Genomic DNA, 16,798 nt, shown 5'->3' with positions numbered 1-16,798 from the left:
TGTCGGCCTCTGCCTTCCCTGTTGCTGCCCGCACAGTGAACGGCCGCAAACGACCGGCATACGCACGATCGACCTGGGTAGGCGCGCGCCCATGGCTCCACCACAGGGGAAGAATCCAGCAGACGACATAAGAACCCACGAGGTGAAAGGCATCCGGCGCCGCTCGCTGCTCGCGGGGGTGGCGGCGCTCGGCGTGGCGGGCACGACCAGCGCGTGCAGCAGGGTTGCGACCGCAGACACCGGCGACGGCGGGCATCTGCTGGAGCAGCTGCGGGCGAAAGGCGTGGTCCGGCTGGGCCTGGCGGGCGAGCAGCCCTACGGCTACATCGGCAAGGACGGAAAGATGACGGGCTCGGCCCCCGCCATCGCCGAGCGCATCTTCAAGCGGCTCGGCGTCGACCGGGTCGAGCCGTTCGCGACGGAGTTCGGCTCGCTCATCAGCGGCCTGAACTCCCTTCAGTTCGACTGTGTCGCGGCCGGCATGTACATCACGCCGGAACGCTGCGGCCAGGTCATCTTCGCCGACCCCGAGTACCAGATGCGCGACGCCTTCATCGTGCCGAAGGGGAACCCGAAGAACCTGCGTACCTACAAGGACATCGCCAGGACGGGCGCCCGGATGGCCACCGGCGTCGGCTACGCGGAGATCGACTACGCCAAGGAGGCGGGGGTCGAGCACATCACGACCCTGCCCGACCAGCTGGCCGGTCTCCTCGCGGTCGAGCAGGGCCGCGTCGACGTCTTCGTCGGCACGGCGGTCACCGTGCGCAACGTCGTGAAGGAGACCGGCTCCACGAAGGCGGAGGGGACCCCGGAGGTCACCCCGTACATGGACGGCAAGCCGGTCATCGATGTCGGCGCCTTCGCCTTCCGCAGCCCGGAGACCCACCTCCGCGACGCCTTCAACCGCGAACTGCGCACGATGAAGCGGAGCGGCGAACTGCTGGAGGTCATGCGGCCCTTCGGATTCACGAAGGACCAGATGACGACCATCACCGCCGAGGAGAAGTGCAAGCCATGAGCGAAATCAGCTGGGGTTTGTGGAAACTCCTCCTCGACGGCGTCTGGATCACCGTCCAGCTCACCGTCTTCAGCGCCGCGCTCGCCGCCGCGGTGGCCTTCGTCATCGGGCTGGCGCGCACCCACCGCCTGTGGGTCGTGCGCTTCCTCTCCGGCGCCTACTTCGAGATCTTCCGCGGCACCTCCGCGCTGATCCTGATGTTCTGGATCTTCTTCGTGCTGCCGATCGGCTTCGGCTGGCAGCTGGTGCCGATGTGGGCGGCGGTGCTGGCCCTGGGGCTGAGCTACGGCGCGTACGGCTCCGAGGTCGTACGCGGCGCGGTCCAGGCCGTGGCACCGGCCCAGCGCGAGGCGGGCATCGCGCTCAGCTTCACGCCCGCCCAGCAGCTGCGCAAGATCATTCTGCCGCAGGCCTGGCCGGAGATGGTCCCGCCGTTCAACAACCTGCTCATCGAGCTGCTCAAGGGCAGCGCGCTGGTGTCGATCATGGGCGTCGGCGACATCGCCTTCGGCGCCTCGCTGGTGCGCAACGCCACCGGCCAGAGCGCGCCCGTCTACACCGTCATCCTCGTCATGTACTTCGTGCTCGCGTTCGTCCTCACGCGCGGCATGCGCCTGGTGGAGCGGCACGCCAAGGCGAGCGTCGGCCGCGCCCCGCAGAAGCGCGAGGGCCTGCGGACCCGGATGAACGGCGGCCGCGGCGACGAGCTCGCGTCCTCCGGCGCGACCACCGCGGGAGGTGCCCGATGACCTGGGACTGGAACGCCGTCGGCGACTTCATGCCGATGTTCTGGCACGGCCTGCTGGTCACCCTGGAGGCACTGGCGCTCGGCGCCCTGCTCGCCTTCACCCTGGGCCTGGTGTGGGCGGTGCTGCAGCGCTCGGAGCACGCCGTGGTGCGCTGGCCGGTGACGGCGGTCACCGAGTTCGTCCGCAACACCCCGCTGCTGGTGCAGCTGTTCTTCCTCTTCTACGTGCTGCCCGAATGGGGTCTGACGCTCTCGGCGCTCAGCACCGGTGTGATCGGCCTGGGCCTGCACTACTCGACGTACACCGCCGAGGTGTACCGCGCCGGCATCGACGGCGTGCCCGCGGGCCAGTGGGAGGCGGCCACCGCGCTGAGCCTGCCCCGCCCGCGCACCTGGTTCGCGGTGATCCTGCCGCAGGCGATCAGGCGCGTCGCGCCGGCGCTCGGCAACTACGTCGTCGCGATGCTCAAGGACACGCCGATGATCTTCGTGATCGGTGTGCTGGAGATGCTGGGCGAGGCGCGGCAGTACTCCGCCCAGACCTTCCACACCGTCGAGCCCATCACGATCGTCGGCATCGCCTTCATCCTCATCTCCTACCCGGCATCCCTTCTCCTGCGAGTCCTGGAGCGTCGTCTTGTCCGCTGACAGCAACCTCTCGAAGGAAAGCGCCGCCGTGACGGCGGCCAACCCCGCGGTGGACGGCAGCGAGCTGATCCGCTTCGACAAGGTCACCAAGCGCTTCGGCAGCAACACCGTCCTCGACTCCCTCGACTTCACGGTCTCCTCCGGCAAGCACGTCACCCTCATCGGCCCGTCCGGATCGGGCAAGACGACGATCCTGCGGCTGCTGATGACCCTGACCAGGCCGGACGAGGGCACCATCAAGGTCGACGGCGACTACCTCACGCACGAGGAGCGCGGCGGCGGGCTCGTCCCGGCCGGCGAGAAGCACGTGCGCGAGGTCCGCAAGAAGATCGGCATGGTGTTCCAGCAGTTCAACCTGTTCCCCAACATGAAGGTGATGCGGAACATCACCGAGGCCCCGGTCCACGTCCTCGGCCTGTCCGCGGACGAGGCGGAGGCGCGGGCCCGCGAACTGCTGGAGCTGGTGGGGTTGACCGAGCACGCCGACAAGTACCCGACCCAGCTGTCCGGCGGCCAGCAGCAGCGCGTCGCCATCGCCCGCGCTCTCGCCATGCGCCCGCAGGTGCTGCTGCTGGACGAGGTGACCTCCGCGCTCGACCCGGAGCTGGTGGCCGGGGTGCTGGACGTGCTGCGCGACATCGCGCACACCACGGACATCACGATGCTGTGCGTCACCCACGAGATGAACTTCGCGCGGGACATCTCCGACGACGTCCTGATGTTCGACGCGGGCCGGGTGATCGAGTCCGGCTCCCCGGAGAAGATCTTCAGCGAACCGGACCACGAGCGCACCCGGCAGTTCCTCAGCGCGGTGCTGTGACCGGTCCCCGGGTTTCGGACCTCGGAAGTTGAACGCATTTCAACTTCCGAGGTCGAAGCACCGGGGCACGCCTCTGGCATATGCCAGAGGTCCCGCGCTCCTGCTGAGAGCCGTGCACCCACCGCCGGAAAGTCGTCAACAGCCGCTCCCAACACGCTTCTTGGCCGTTATCGTGGAACGGATTCGCTGTCCAGGACTACGGCCCAGTTGTAGAGCGACGCTTACAGACCGGCGTCGCGGAGCTACCGAGCGAGCGCAGGGGGAACACCGTGGCGCTGAAGCACGAGCCGACCGCGCCGTACCACTCGGCCCAGGACGCCTTGCGCGTCCTGGAGACCGTGGCACGGCACACGACCGGAATCAACGACACCGAGCTCGTCCGGCACACCAACCTCGACCCGGAGCGGCTGACCACCCTCCTGAGGATGCTGCGCCGCGAGGGATACGTGGAGCAGATCACCGACGGGGGGTACATCTCCGGCGACGCCCTCAGCCGCCTGGGCTCCGCGCAAGGCCGCGAGAAGGCGCTGCGCGACAAGATCCAGCGCACGCTGGACCGGCTGCGCGACTCCGTGGGCGCGGCCGTCTACCTCAGCCGGTACGTCGACGGCGAGGTGAGGATCGCCCAGTACGCGGACGGCCCGACCACTCCGGTGGTCCACGAGTGGGTGGACTTCCGCTCCTCGGCCCACGCCACCGCGATCGGCAAGAGCCTGCTCGGCCAGCTCGACCCGGCCGGCCGGCGCGACCATCTCGCCCGCCACAAGCTGCCGAGGCTCACCTCGCGCACGATCACCAGTGACCGGCAGCTGCTGTCCCGGCTGGAGTCCCAGCCGCCCAGCATGCCCCACCTGGACCTCCAGGAGTACGCGATCGGCACGGTCTGCGCGGCCGTACCGATCACCGCCGGGTCGGCGGTGGGATGCCTGGCGCTGTCCCTGCCGGTGGAGCACGCCCACCGGCTGCGCCGGGCCGCCGACACCCTCAACCGGAACGCGGCGCCCGTGCTGCTGTCCCTGTCGATCTAGACCTTGCGGGGTCCCGGGGGGTGGTCGGAAGCACCCCCCGGGACCGGGTAGTATTTTCTTCGTCGCCGACCACAGGCCCCCAGGTCAAGTGGTGGGTGAGAGTCATGCGCCGCTAGCTCAGTTGGTTAGAGCAGCTGACTCTTAATCAGCGGGTCCGGGGTTCGAGTCCCTGGCGGCGCACCAGACCGATGGGTCTCTCGTGGGAGCGAGAGGCCCATCGGCGTTTTCCGGGGCCAGTCTCCGATAGGTGCGCTCCCCCGGCGGGCGCCACCACACCGGCTCGGGACATCGCGGGCCCTCGCGCCTGAGCGCGGCCCGGTGGATCTTGTTGGTGGCGGTGACCGGCATCCGCTCCACCACCCGCACGAACCGGGGCGCCATCTTCGTGCCGAGATCGGGCTGGGTGGCGAGGAAGGCGGCGAACCCGGCCGGCTCGAAGCTCCCGGCGATCGTCGCCATCACCTGGTCGCCGGTCACCGGGTCGGGCACCGCGTACACGGCGACGGCGTCGGCGCCCTCGTAGCGGGCGAGGATGTTCTCGATCATCGCCGCGGCCAGGTTCTCGCCGTCGACGCGGATGCGGTCGTCGGTGCGGCCGGCGAAGTACAGGTATCCGTCGGCGTCCCGGTAGAAGAGGTCACCGGTCCAGTAGGCGCCGTCCCGGCGCCGCTCGGCCTCCGCCGCGGGGTTGCGCCAGTACCCCTCGAAGGGGTTCGGACCGCGGTTGACCAGTTCCCCTATCGCCTCGTCCCCGTTGAGCAGCCGCCCCTCGGCGTCGAACCGGGCCGCCCGGCACTCCCGCCCCGTCTCCCGGTCGAGTACGACGAGACCGGGCCCCGCCCGTCCCACCGCGCCGGCCGGCGTCCCCGGCGACCACTGGACCGCCGCCCCGCCCTCCGAGGAGCCGTAGCCCTCCACCAGCCGCACCCCGAACCGCCGCTGGAAGGCCGCCGCGTCCACGGCGCCCGCCTCCGTGCCGAAGCCGAGCCGGAGCGGGTTGTCGCGGTCGTCCGCGCGCTCCTCGGTCGCCAGGACGTACTGCACGGCCCGGCCGACGTAGGTGAAGTACGTCGCCCCGAACCTCCGCACGTCCGGCAGGAAGCCCGAGGCGGAGAACCGCCGCCTGAGCGCCACCCCCGCCCCGGCCACCAGCGCGGGCGCCCAGTCGGCGATCACGGCGTTGCCGTGGAACATCGGCATGCAGACGTAGTGCACGTCCTCGCGCCGCACCCCGAACTGCCCGACCAGGGAGGCCCCGGCGGCGGCCAGCCGGCCCTGGGTGCAGATCGCGGCCTTGGGGGCGCCGGTGGAGCCGGAGGTGAAGTACAGGAGCAGACGGTCCTCGGGGCAGGCGCGGGACGGGTCCGGCACGGCGGTCGCGTACGGGGCGAGGAGGCGGTCGTACTCCTCGCCGTCCGTCGACAGCACCCGCACGTCCGGGAGTTCGAGCCCCGCGAGGAGCGGGAGATGGGCGTCCTCGGTGACGACGATCCGGCACTCGGTGTGCAGGATGTCCCGGGCCAGCTCCGGGCCGCGCCGGGTGGGGTTGACGCCGGCGACGGCCGCCCCGGCGAGGGCCGCGGCCGCCAGCCACAGCGGGTACTCGAGGGTGTTGTCGAGCAGCACGCCCACGTGCGGTTCGGCGCCGGACGGCAGGAGGTCGGCCAGCAGGGCCGCCCGGGCCGCGGCACCGGCGGCGAACTCGTGATGGGTGAGCACCCGGTCCTCGCACCACAGGCCGGGACGGTGGTCGCCCCACCGCCCGGCGACGAGCTCCGCGACCGTGCGCCTCTTCGCCTCACTGGACTCCATGGCGGCGCACGGTAGTTGACGGTTCGTCAGATGTGGAGGGCTACGGCATGACCTCGTGCGCCGCGCTGAAGCCCACGTGCACGGCGAGCATGAAGAAGAGGCAGAAGGCGATGAACACGCCGAAGAAGGCGAGCAGGCAGCCCTGTTCGGCGAGCAGCCGGCCGGGCCGGGGCGGCTTCGCCGTGGCCCGCTCGGGGTGCTCGGCGGTGTAGCGCACGGTGACGACGTCGCCGGTGAGGATCGTCCCCGGCCCGTTGCGCTCCTCGAAGCGGACGGCGCGGCCCTCGCGGGTGGTGAACTCGTAGACGTGGTGCAGTGTCGTGCTCACGGAGGTGTCACCGGCGCCCCCGCTGGTCGTGGTGTAGGTGTTCAGGCAGCGCGCCTCGGCGGTGAGCCCGCTGTTCCAGGCGCCGCTGACGTGCCGGGCGCGGCGCAGCACGGTGATCAGGGCGCCGACCGCGACGGCGATCATGAGTGCGGGCACGGCGTAGAAGAAGAGCTCCATGTGCATCCCCCGAGGTCGAGACGCCGGCCTCGGACGGCCGGCGTGGCAGGAACCTACCCACGCCGGCCGGGCGATTGGCTCAAGGAACCCTCAGAACGTGACGTCCGAGCAGGCGTAGAACGCGTTGCCCGTGTCGGCGATCGTCCACACGGCGACGATCACATGGCGTCCGCTGAGCCCGGACGGCAGGGTGCCGCTGTGCGAGAGGGTGGAGGGGGGCCGCTGGCCGCCGTAGGGGACGGTCAGGAACGGTGTGGTGTTGAGGTCGGAGCGGGCCAGGTTGTGGTTCTGGTTCCAGCCCTGCCGGGTGACGTAGTACTTGAAGTCGGTCGTGGCGTGCATGGCGGTGAACTGCCAGCGGAAGGTGTAGCTCTGACCGCCCGTCACCTTGGTGGCGGGCCAGGTGCCGCCGGACGGCGTCCGGGGGCTGTCGAGCTGGGCGAAGCGGGTGTTGCCGCCGGAGCAGATCGCGCCGTCGGCCGGCCCGGAGGCCGGGAAGCCCTTGGGGCCCTCGACGCTCTGCGGCTCGTACTGGATGTCGCCGCAGTTGGTCACCGTGCCGTTGGCGCAGAGCTTCTGCCTGCTGACGGGGAGGTCGGTGTAGCCGTGGCCGCTGGCGCCGCCGGTGGACAGCACGAGTGCTCCGGTGGTCGCGAGGCCGACCACGGCCCCGTAGAACTTGGTCTTTCTGCGCATGCTGCCGCTCCTGGAGAACGTGGGGGAAGTTCCGTGAGGCGTGCAGGTCTAGACCAAGTCCCAGATTATTGCCGTGGGTTGACCATGTCCATACCATTCACGGCGTCTGTTCTCCGCGCCCCGAGCAGAAGGCGACCGTCAGGTCCTTCACCAGCGCCTTGCGTTCGTAGTCGTCCAGTTCGACCAGTCCGCGCACGGTCAGCCGGGTCACCGTGTCCTCCACCGAGTCCACCACCGACGTCAGCACGCTCGCCCGGTGCTGGGCGTCCAGCGCGGCGATACGGCGGCGGTGCATCGCGGCGGCGACCTCGGGGGCGTACTCGATACGGACCGGCCGGACCGAGAACACCTCGAGCCCGACCGGCGTCGCGTCCGCCGCGACCACCCGGGTCAGCGCCTCCCCGGCCGCCTCGACCGAGTCCCGCGGCCCGCCCGGCATCTCCACCGGCACCCGCGCCAGCCCCGCCTCCACGCACTCGCGCAGGTACGTCTCGTGGTCCTCGACGCCGAGCACCGCCCGCGCGGTGTCCCGGACCCGCCACACCACCAGCACCACGACCCGGAGCGCGACCCCGTTGCCGTCGGCCGCCGGCATCGGCTCGCTCCGCCAGTGCCGCAGCCGTACGTCGACCCGGCGGCGCAGCAGCAGGGGGTTGACCCACAGCAGGCCGGTGCGCCGGACCGTCCCCCGGTAGCGGCCGAACAGCCCCAGCACCCAGGCCCGCCCGGTCCGCCCGCGCGCCAGACCGCCGAAGCCGAACAGACCGAGGGTGCCGGCGCCCGCGTACGCGGCCCACTGCGCGGGACCGAGACCGACGCCCGCGTACGCCGGCAGCCTGAGCGCCTCCACCGCGAGCGGCGGCAGGACGCCCGCCCACCAGGAGTTCGCCAGAGCGCCGGCCAGCCCGCACGTCCCGGCGAGGACGCCCGCCGCGCCGGGCAGCACCCTGGCCCGGCGCTCGGCCAGTTCGGGGTCGACCTGGGGTGCCGGGCGGGGCCTGACCGGTGCCGGGCGGCGCAGGCGCGGCTGCTCGCCGGTGCCCTGCCGGCGGCCGACGACGGCGGGACGCACCGGCACCGGCGCGGGGTCGGGATCGTCGCGGAAGAGCAGGTGGACGGGGATCTCCATGGTCGCCTCGTTATGGATGAGACGGGCGGGTCCGGGTCTGCTCGGCCCCTCGGACTCGGGGTTCGGTGAAGTGGTCGTCGTGCTCATGCGTGCCTCCAGCCTCCGCGCCAGATGCGTCACAACAGATGGGTCACCACGGGTGGATCACAACAGGTGGTCACAGCCGAACGGCTCAGGAGAACAGGCGCCTCCAGGTCTCCGGCCCCGGAAAGCCGTCCGCCGCGCCGCCCCGCCAGCCCTGGGCACGCTGGAACGCCTCGACGTTACGGCGGTCCGCCTCGCCCCATCGCGGACCCGGACCCTTCGTGTAGTACTTGCCGAACCCTTTCTTCACCAGCTGCTTCCCGAGCAGCGTGACGTACCGGTTGTTCGCGCCCGGCCGGAACAGCGCGCGTCCCGGATAGCCGGGCACCCCGTGGGAGGCGGGCGGCCCCGCGGCGCCGGACGAGGGAGCCGTGCCCGTGCCGCCGGCCGGGTTCGTGCCCGCCGCCGGCACGTTCCTGCCCTTGCCCGTCACCAGCAGCGCCCAGGTCTGCGGCCCCGGCAGCCCGTCGGCGTCCGCCCCCTGCCAGCCCTGGGCCAGCTGGAAGGCCTGGGTGGCCCGCCGGTCGGCGTCGGACCAGCGCGGGCCGGGGCCCGAGGTGTAGAAGCGGGCGGCGCCCCGCGCCACGAGCATCTGCCCGAGCTGGGTGACGTAGGGGTTGTCGGCTCCGGGGCCGAAGTATCCCGCCCCGGGGAACACCGTGGACGGGTGGTCCGCGGAGGCCGGTGTGGCCGGAGTCGACCCCGTCCCGGAGCCGCCCGCGTCCGCCGCGAGCCCCTTGTACCGATAGGGGACGTACTGGTCCGAGTGGCTCCAGTAGGCGTACGGGGTGGCCTGCCGGCGGGCGTGCGGGGGGGTCTGCTCGTAGGCGATGTAGTAGGTGTGCGTGTAGTCCGTCCAGCCGCCGAAAATGACGACGTGCGAGCCGCTCTCCGGGTTCGCCGGATTGTGGAACAGCAGAATGTCGCCGGGTTCCAGGGCGTCCTTGGAAATGCGGTCGCCGTACTTGCCGAGGCTGCCCGTCCATTCGTTCCCGGGCAGGTTCCAGGCCATCGAGACGAACCCCGAGCAGTCCTGCCGGTAACCGTCGGACCAGTAGTCCGTCATGCTGTACGGCACCTCGGCGGCCACCCACACCTTGGCCCGGTTGATGATCTCCGCGCGGGTGGTCGTGGGCGTCCGGAGGGTCTGGGCCGGCTTGACGGGCTTGCCGGCCGGGCCGTGCAGCGGGGCCTTGCCGCCCTGCGGGGTGGCGGGCTCGTCACCCGTGTCACCTGCGGGAACGCCGGGCCCCGGGGGTACGTGGGGCGCGGCGACCGCCGGTGGGACATGGCCGGCGCCCAGCGCCGCGGCGGCAGCGGCGACGATCACCGCCCGGTGGGCGGCGGGGTGGTGGAACGTACGGGAACGGGGAAGCACCCGGCGCCAGTGAAGGCATCCGGGGCAGTCGCAGTCGCTCGCGGGATCGAATTCCTCGAATACCGGAGTCTCCATGCGATTCCCCTCACACTGCAGGCCGAAATCTCCGCACTCGTGCACGTCGATCAGTTTCCCAACTGTCTTCCGCGCGCGCATTCTGACGGTCCGAATGACGTAACGCCGCTCACCCTCCCCCGGGCTCGCCGGCCCGCCCGCGGTCCGGAGCACCCCCGGAGATCGGGTAGAGTTACGACGTCAGCAGGCGCCGCTAGCTCAGTTGGTTAGAGCAGCTGACTCTTAATCAGCGGGTCCGGGGTTCGAGTCCCTGGCGGCGCACGTTGTCGATGGCGAGGCATGTTCGCGGAAAACGCGAACCGGCCTCGCCATCGTCGTTTCCACGCGGCCGCAACCGCACCGTCCGGACAGCCCTCCGCGATGGGGGCCCTTCACGTGGGCGCTCGGTGTGGCCGGAAGCGGGGACCTCGCCCTGTTTGGCCGGATACCCTCTCGCCATGGCAGCCCGAGACCTCCAGGAGCGGATCAAGAAGCTCATCATCGACCGCAGACTGCCCTCCGGGGCCCCGCTGCCGACCGAGCCGGAGCTGATGGAGTTCCTGGGCGCGAGCCGGAACTCGGTGCGCGAGGCGCTCAAGGCGCTCCAGGCGATGGGCATCGTGGAGATCCGGCACGGATTCGGGACGTACGTCGGTCCGATGTCGCTGGCCCCGATGATCGAGGGCCTGGCCTTCCGCACGGTGGCCGGGCACTACCGCGGCGAGGACTCCCTGCTCCAGCTGCTGGAGCTGCGCGAGGCGGTGGAGACCGGGCTGGTGTCGCGGCTCGCGGGCCGGATCCCGGAACGGGACCTCGTTGAACTGGACGCGCTCGTGGACCGTATGGAACGGCAGGCCGCACAGGGAGGTGCCGGCCTCGCCGAGACCGACCGCGCGTTTCACGCCACCCTCTACCGGGGTCTGGACAACGTGTTGCTGGGCGAGGTCCTGGAGGCGTTCTGGGACGCCTTCCACCGTGTGCACACGGACCTGGGAGGCGCCCCACCCGACCACAAGGTCACCTGCAGACAGCACCGGGACATCCTCGACGCGGTGCGGTCCGGCGACTCGGCACGGGCGGAGGAGGCCATAAGAGAGCACTTCGGCAACCTTCGCGCACGGCTGTCCACCACCGCCCCACAAGGTTCCCACAGGCACCGCAATGAACGTGTATGACCGGTAAACAGCGCGTTTCGCATCTTGCGATCATGCTGAACGCCGTAGAACCCTGTTCTCCACGATGCTGCGGATACGCGGCAGTTGGGGGACTAGTAAGCGGTTGCGTCGTTCTGCGGGGATAGGGGGCCCTGTTCACGAGCCGATGCCGAGGGGGGCATCATGCAACCGGAAGGGCGCGGTTCCATGTCTACGGCTGTGGAAAGCGTGGTGGCCGTGGCCCGCCGCTGACACGCCTGTGAGGGGTCGAGGGGGACCGTTCACGGGTGGTAAGGAAACGACACGACACGCGGTCGCCCGCGTGTGGGGGGATGACTCATGACGTCGACGCCGACGGGCGCCCGGCATAACTTCGACCCGTCCGAAACCACCCAGTTGAGAACCGATCCGCACCGGAACAGCACGACAGGACAGTTCCGGCGGATCAAGAAATCCCTGCCGAGATACGACTACGAGCACTACAGCCGGCTGGCCGGCCCCCTCACCCAGCCCGACCCGGACAAGCCCTACAAGGTGCAGTACCGCTCCCTGCTCTCGCAGGAGCCGCACCGCATCAGGGCCGCCCTCATGCTGGGCGCGGCCCCGCTGCTGTCCCTGGTCCTGCTGGCCTGGCTGCTGCAGCCGGAGCACTGGACCGAACGCGACTACCCGGCCTTCGACTTCCTGCCGGTGCTGGACGTCGTGATGCTCGTCTCGATCGGCCTGATCGAGTTCTTCCGCTGTATGAACGTGCTGTCCAACGCGCATGCCACCCTGGTCGCCCGCGACCCCATCCCGGTGGTGCCGGAGACCGGCACGAGAGTCGCGTTCATCACGACCTACGTGCCCGGCAAGGAACCTCTGGAGATGGTCACGAAGACCCTGGAAGCGGCCGTACGGCTGCGCCACCGGGGCCTTCTGCACATCTGGCTCCTGGACGAGGGCGACGACGACGAGGTCAAGGCGGTCTGCGAGCGCCTCGGCGTGCACCACTTCTCCCGCAAGGGCGTCGAGCAGTGGAACCGGCCGAAGGGCCCGTTCCGCGCGAAGACCAAGCACGGCAACTACAACGCCTGGCTCCAGGCGCACGGCGACGACTACGACTACTTCGCCTCCGTCGACACCGACCACGTGCCGCTGCCCAACTACCTGGAGCGGATGCTGGGCTTCTTCCGCGACCCGGACGTCGGCTTCGTCATCGGCCCGCAGGTCTACGGCAACTACGACAACCCGATCACCAAGGCGGCCGAGTCCCAGCAGTTCCTCTTCCACGCCCTCATCCAGCGGGCCGGGAACTTCTACGGCGCCCCCATGTTCGTCGGTACGTCGAACGCCGTACGCATCAAGGCGCTGAAGCAGATCGGCGGCCTGTACGACTCGATCACCGAGGACATGGCGACCGGCTTCGAGATCCATCGCCACAAGAACCCGGCGACGGGGCGGAAGTGGCGCTCGGTGTACACGCCGGACGTCCTCGCCGTCGGTGAGGGCCCGGGTGCCTGGACGGACTTCTTCACCCAGCAGCTGCGCTGGTCGCGGGGGACGTACGAGACGATCCTCAAGCAGTACTGGAAGGGCTGGTTCTCGCTGCCTCCGGGCAAGCTCTTCAACTACACCATGATGATCATCTTCTACCCGATGTCGGCCCTCAACTGGATCCTGGCGGCGCTGAGTTGCGCGCTGTTCCTGGGCCTGGGCGCCTCGGGTGTGAACATCGACCCGACCGTGTGGCTGATGCTGTACGGCAACGCCTCCGCGCTGCAGATCGGGCTGTACATCTGGAACCGCCGGCACAACGTCTCCCCGCACGAGCCCGAGGGCTCCGGCGGTGTGGCGGGCATGGTGATGTCGGCGCTGTCGGCGCCGATCTACGCCCGCTCGCTGATGGACGCGGTGCTGCGGCGCAAGAGCAAGTTCGTGGTGACGCCCAAGGGCGACTCGGCCAGCCCGGACACCCTGTTCGGGACCTTCCGCATCCACCTGTTCTTCATCCTGGTCTTCGGCGGCTCGATCGCCGCCGGTTTCGCGCTGGGGCACTCGCACCCGGCGATGATCACCTGGGCCGTGTTCGCCCTGCTGATCACCGCGTCCCCGATCTTCGCCTGGCGGTACTCGCTGCGGAAGGCGAAGAAGGAGCCGGTTCCCGTGTACGCGGAGCCGCAGGACGCGCCGCCCGCCGTGCCGTACCAGCCGCGGCCGCTGCCGGAGCGGCAGGCGACGCCGCCGCACGGCACCGGGCACAAGCCCACCTGGGCAGCCGCGGACGGCGCCTCGGACGCGGGCAACGACCAGACGATGCAGATCGCGCTCGGTGGATTCGGGGGACGTAAGGAATGAACGACCGTGCAGGCCGCCGCCGCGCCCGCAGGCTCGCGATCGGGACGGCGGTGGTGCTCGCGCTGGCCGGGATGAACGGTCCGTGGCTGTACCGCTTCGGGACGGCGAAGTACCACCAGTACCAGATCAACAAACCCGAGTACAAAGCGGACAACGGCCACTGGCAGATCGTCGAGTTCCCCAAGCAGTACCGCCAGGACACCATCCACGCGGCGCTTCTGCGCACCGGCAAGGTGCTGATGATCGCCGGCTCGGGCAACAACCAGGACAACTTCAACGCCAAGAAGTTCGACACCCGGATCTGGGACCCGGTCAAGGGCACGATCAAGAAGGTCCCGACGCCCAAGGACCTGTTCTGCACCGGGCACACCCAGCTCGCCAACGGCAATCTGCTGATCGCCGGCGGCACCAAGCGGTACGAGAAGCTGAAGGGTGACGTCACCAAGGCCGGCGGCCTGATGGTGGTGCACAACGAGAACCCGGACAAGCCGATCACGCTGCCCGCGGGGACCGTGTTCACCGGCAAGGAGAACGGCAAGACCTTCGTCTCCAAGGACCCGGTGCTCGTGCCGCGCGCCAAGAAGGTCTTCGACCAGGCGACGGGGAAGTTCCTGCGCAACGACCCCGGGCTCGGCCGTATCTACGTCGAGGCGAAGAAGAGCGGCACCAAGTACGAGACCGGCACCCAGGACAACTACCGCATCCAGGGCCTGACCGGTGCCGACGCGCGCAACACCTACGGCATCGCGCAGAAGCTCGCCCTCGACAAGAAGGACTTCCAGGGGATCCGGGACGCCTTCGAGTTCGACCCGGTCGCCGAGAAGTACATCAAGGTCGACCCGATGAACGAGGCCCGCTGGTACCCGACGCTCACCACCCTGAGCGACGGCAAGATCCTCAGCGTCTCGGGGCTCGACGACATCGGGCAGCTGGTGCCGGGCAAGAACGAGATCTTCGACCCGAAGACGAAGAAGTGGACGTACACCTCGAAGATCCGGCAGTTCCCCACCTACCCGGCGCTGTTCCTGATGCAGAACGGCAAGATCTTCTACTCGGGCTCCAACGCCGGGTACGGGCCGGACAACGTCGGCCGTGACCCGGGCGTCTGGGACGTGGCGACCAACAAGTTCACCAAGCTGCCCGGGCTCAGCGACGCGAACGAGATGGAGACCTCGGGGACGGTGCTGCTGCCGCCGGCGCAGGACGAGAAGTTCCTGGTGATCGGCGGCGGCGGGGTCGGCGAGTCCAAGCTGTCCAGCAACCGGACCCGGCTGATCGACCTCAAGGACAAGAACCCGAGGTTCACGGACGGGCCGACGCTGGAGAAGGGCACCCGCTATCCGCAGTCGTCGATCCTGCCGGACGACTCCGTGCTGGTGTCGGGCGGCTCCGAGGACTACCGCGGGCGCGGCGACTCCAACATCCTGCAGGCCAGGCTCTACCACCCGGACACCAACACGTTCGACCGGGTGGCCGATCCGCTGGTGGGGCGCAACTACCACTCCGGGTCGATCCTGCTCCCCGACGGGCGCGTGATGTTCTTCGGCTCCGACTCGCTGTACGGCGACAAGGCCAACACCAAGCCCGGCACGTTCGAGCAGCGGATCGAGATCTACACGCCGCCCTATCTGTACCGGGACTCCCGGCCGTCGCTGTCGGGCGGACCGCAGACGATCGCGCGGGGCGGGACGGGCACGTTCACCTCACCGCAGGCCTCCGCGATCAAGAAGGTGCGGCTGATCCGGCCCAGTGCGTCGACCCACGTGACCGACGTCGACCAGCGGTCGATCGCCCTGGACTTCAAGACGTCGGGGAACAAGCTGACGGTGACCATGCCGAAGAACCGGAACCTGGTCACCGCCGGCTGGTACATGCTCTTCGTGGACGACGACCAGGGGACGCCGAGCAAGGCGCAGTGGGTCAAGGTGCCGTAGCCCGCGGCTACTTGGCGGCCTTGGCGAGGGCGAGTGCGTAACTCGCCCACCACTGCCCCGCGTTCGGTCCGCCCCGGCACGTGCCGTCCGACTCCCCCGGCCGCTTGACCCACAGGTAGGCGTCGACGAGGGGGTCGGACGTCCTGGTCGTCGGTGTCTCCCCGAGCGCCCGGCCCGGCGGGTTGCACCAGTTCTCGTCGGGCTTGCCGCCCGTGTACGGGCCGTTGCCGTTGCGGCTGGTGTCGACGACGAAGTGCTTGCCGCCGACCTTCGCGGCGAGCTGCTTGCCGTAGGCGACGGAGTCCTTGGTCGAGTAGAAGTTGGAGACGTTGACCGCGAAGCCGTCGGCCTGGGCGATGCCCGCGCGCTGGAGGGGCTGGAAGATCTGGTCGGGGTGGCCCCAGCCGGCGTTGCCCGCGTCCAGGTAGACCCGGGTGGACTTCAGCGACTTCAGCTTGCCGACGGCGTAGTCGAGCAGGGCGTAGCGCTCCTCCTGGAACTGACCGGGTGTGCAGCCGTCCACCAGGTGCAGTACGGCGTCCGGTTCGAGGATCACCATCGCCGGACGGTCCTGGATGCCCGCGGCCACCCCGTCGATCCAGGCGCGGTAGGCGTTGCCGTCGGCGGCGCCGCCCTGGGAGTACTGGCCGCAGTCGCGGTGCGGGATGTTGTAGAGCACGAGCAGGGCCGTGCGGCCGGCGTTGTCGGCGGCCTCGGTGAAGCCCCTGGCCTCCTGCTCGGGGTTCTCCGGGCCGATCCACTCACCGGTCGGCTGCTCGGCGATCTTCCTGATCTGCCCGGCCTCGGCGTCCTTGCCGGCCTTGGCGTACGCGGCGACCTGGCGGGCCGCGTTGCCGTCCGGGTTGACCCAGAACGGGTCGCTCTCCTTGGGCTGTTGGGTGATCTTCGCGCCGGCGTCGCCGTCCTTGCCGTCACCGCCGGAGGAACACCCCGCCACCAGCAGCGCCACCCCCAGCGCCACCGCGGAGGCCCTCATCGCGGCCCCGGAGGCGAACACCGATCCAGCCCCCCTGCTGCCGTACATCCAACTCCCCCTTGGGTGCACCGGTCCAAGTCTCAATCCTGACATAGCGGCGCGGCGCCCACGAGATCGCCCGGGCCTTGTCGGAGAGCTGTTACAGCACGGACGGCGAGGGGCGGGCGGGAGTGACACGGTCCTCGCGCCGTTGTGGAACCTCGAATCACCAGGGCATATGACGCAGAGCCACCGGAGCGGAACCTGGCGTCATATCCCTCTAGGCTCCGGCGCTCATTCGTTCTAGGGTGGTCCCACATGGCCCCAGTCCCCGGCCAGTCGGTTTCTGCCGGACCTCCCGTACCTCCCGCGCCGGTCGCCGGGTTACTCCCGCAGCCCGTGCGCCCGCGGTCGAGGACCAGCCCGGTCGGCGGCTTCGGGGGGAGCGGGCCGTCGACCGGGCCAGGTGCCCGC

The 16,798-nt window shown here is 70.0% G+C and carries 13 protein-coding genes, 2 tRNA genes and 1 pseudogene; 10 read left to right on the top strand and 6 right to left on the bottom strand.

The genetic code is table 11. From position 1 onward, the window contains the following. Window positions 1-91 precede the first annotated feature (91 nt). The 6 genes from ehuB (at window position 92) to M8J74_RS15510 (ending at window position 4,448) form a co-directional block, all read left to right on the top strand. Window positions 92-1,021 (top strand): ectoine/hydroxyectoine ABC transporter substrate-binding protein EhuB, encoded by a 930-nt coding sequence (gene ehuB, locus M8J74_RS15535; protein WP_079078128.1) that lies wholly within the window; start codon window positions 92-94, stop codon window positions 1,019-1,021. After that, complete coding sequence (gene ehuC, locus M8J74_RS15530; RefSeq protein ID WP_249836956.1) at window positions 1,018-1,770, top strand: ectoine/hydroxyectoine ABC transporter permease subunit EhuC; 753 nt, start codon at window positions 1,018-1,020, stop codon at window positions 1,768-1,770. Before ehuB ends, ehuC begins: the two co-directional genes overlap by 4 nt. Further along, window positions 1,767-2,417: an ectoine/hydroxyectoine ABC transporter permease subunit EhuD gene (ehuD, locus tag M8J74_RS15525; protein ID WP_249836955.1), complete on the top strand. Its 651-nt coding sequence runs from the start codon at window positions 1,767-1,769 to the stop codon at window positions 2,415-2,417. The genes ehuC and ehuD overlap by 4 nt, the downstream gene beginning before the upstream one ends. 49 nt (window positions 2,418-2,466) lie before the next feature. After that, window positions 2,467-3,237, top strand: coding sequence for an ectoine/hydroxyectoine ABC transporter ATP-binding protein EhuA (gene ehuA, locus M8J74_RS15520; RefSeq protein WP_058928390.1), 771 nt, complete (start codon window positions 2,467-2,469; stop codon window positions 3,235-3,237). 269 nt (window positions 3,238-3,506) lie between these two features. Next, the gene (locus M8J74_RS15515) at window positions 3,507-4,265 is read left to right on the top strand and encodes an IclR family transcriptional regulator (RefSeq protein ID WP_249836953.1); all 759 of its coding nucleotides are present in this window, start codon (window positions 3,507-3,509) and stop codon (window positions 4,263-4,265) included. Between the two features lie 106 nt (window positions 4,266-4,371). After that, a tRNA-Lys gene (locus M8J74_RS15510) sits at window positions 4,372-4,448 on the top strand. Here the strand turns inward: M8J74_RS15510 and M8J74_RS15505 are convergent. From M8J74_RS15505 to M8J74_RS15485, 5 genes and pseudogenes are all read right to left on the bottom strand, one after another. Continuing rightward, window positions 4,411-6,077: pseudogene (locus M8J74_RS15505) on the bottom strand (long-chain-fatty-acid--CoA ligase). The gene M8J74_RS15510 and the pseudogene M8J74_RS15505 sit on opposite strands and share 38 nt — an antisense overlap. A 40-nt stretch (window positions 6,078-6,117) precedes the next feature. Further along, the gene (locus tag M8J74_RS15500; protein ID WP_249836952.1) at window positions 6,118-6,582 is read right to left on the bottom strand and encodes a DUF3592 domain-containing protein; all 465 of its coding nucleotides are present in this window, start codon (window positions 6,580-6,582) and stop codon (window positions 6,118-6,120) included. Between the two features lie 90 nt (window positions 6,583-6,672). Then, the gene (locus M8J74_RS15495; protein ID WP_249836951.1) at window positions 6,673-7,278 is read right to left on the bottom strand and encodes a lytic polysaccharide monooxygenase auxiliary activity family 9 protein; all 606 of its coding nucleotides are present in this window, start codon (window positions 7,276-7,278) and stop codon (window positions 6,673-6,675) included. 97 nt (window positions 7,279-7,375) lie between these two features. Next, window positions 7,376-8,494: an SPFH domain-containing protein gene (locus tag M8J74_RS15490; protein ID WP_249836950.1), complete on the bottom strand. Its 1,119-nt coding sequence runs from the start codon at window positions 8,492-8,494 to the stop codon at window positions 7,376-7,378. Between the two features lie 85 nt (window positions 8,495-8,579). After that, a complete protein-coding gene (locus M8J74_RS15485) occupies window positions 8,580-9,944 on the bottom strand; it encodes a peptidoglycan-binding protein (protein WP_249836949.1) in 1,365 nt (454 codons plus the stop codon). A 187-nt stretch (window positions 9,945-10,131) separates the two neighbouring features. On the opposite strand from M8J74_RS15485, the gene M8J74_RS15480 reads away from it, so the two are divergent. The 4 genes from M8J74_RS15480 (at window position 10,132) to glxA (ending at window position 15,348) form a co-directional block, all read left to right on the top strand. Further along, window positions 10,132-10,205: transfer RNA gene (locus M8J74_RS15480), tRNA-Lys, on the top strand. 176 nt (window positions 10,206-10,381) lie between these two features. Beyond that, window positions 10,382-11,098: a FadR/GntR family transcriptional regulator gene (locus tag M8J74_RS15475; RefSeq protein ID WP_249836948.1), complete on the top strand. Its 717-nt coding sequence runs from the start codon at window positions 10,382-10,384 to the stop codon at window positions 11,096-11,098. Between the two features lie 318 nt (window positions 11,099-11,416). Then, window positions 11,417-13,414, top strand: coding sequence for a glycosyltransferase family 2 protein (locus M8J74_RS15470; RefSeq protein WP_249836947.1), 1,998 nt, complete (start codon window positions 11,417-11,419; stop codon window positions 13,412-13,414). Then, window positions 13,411-15,348, top strand: a complete 1,938-nt coding sequence (gene glxA / locus M8J74_RS15465) for a radical copper oxidase GlxA (RefSeq protein ID WP_249836946.1) — start codon at window positions 13,411-13,413, stop codon at window positions 15,346-15,348. Before M8J74_RS15470 ends, glxA begins: the two co-directional genes overlap by 4 nt. Before the next feature lie 7 nt (window positions 15,349-15,355). Here glxA and M8J74_RS15460 read toward each other — a convergent pair whose 3' ends face one another. Beyond that, window positions 15,356-16,393 (bottom strand): glycoside hydrolase family 6 protein, encoded by a 1,038-nt coding sequence (locus M8J74_RS15460; protein ID WP_249836945.1) that lies wholly within the window; start codon window positions 16,391-16,393, stop codon window positions 15,356-15,358. Between the last annotated feature and the right edge of the window lie 405 nt (window positions 16,394-16,798).

It is taken from the genome of Streptomyces panaciradicis (assembly GCF_023516615.1).
GTDB lineage: Bacteria > Actinomycetota > Actinomycetes > Streptomycetales > Streptomycetaceae > Streptomyces > Streptomyces panaciradicis.
The sequence above is the reverse complement of the archived record's forward strand: the minus strand, read 5'-3'. Positions and strand labels throughout refer to the sequence as shown.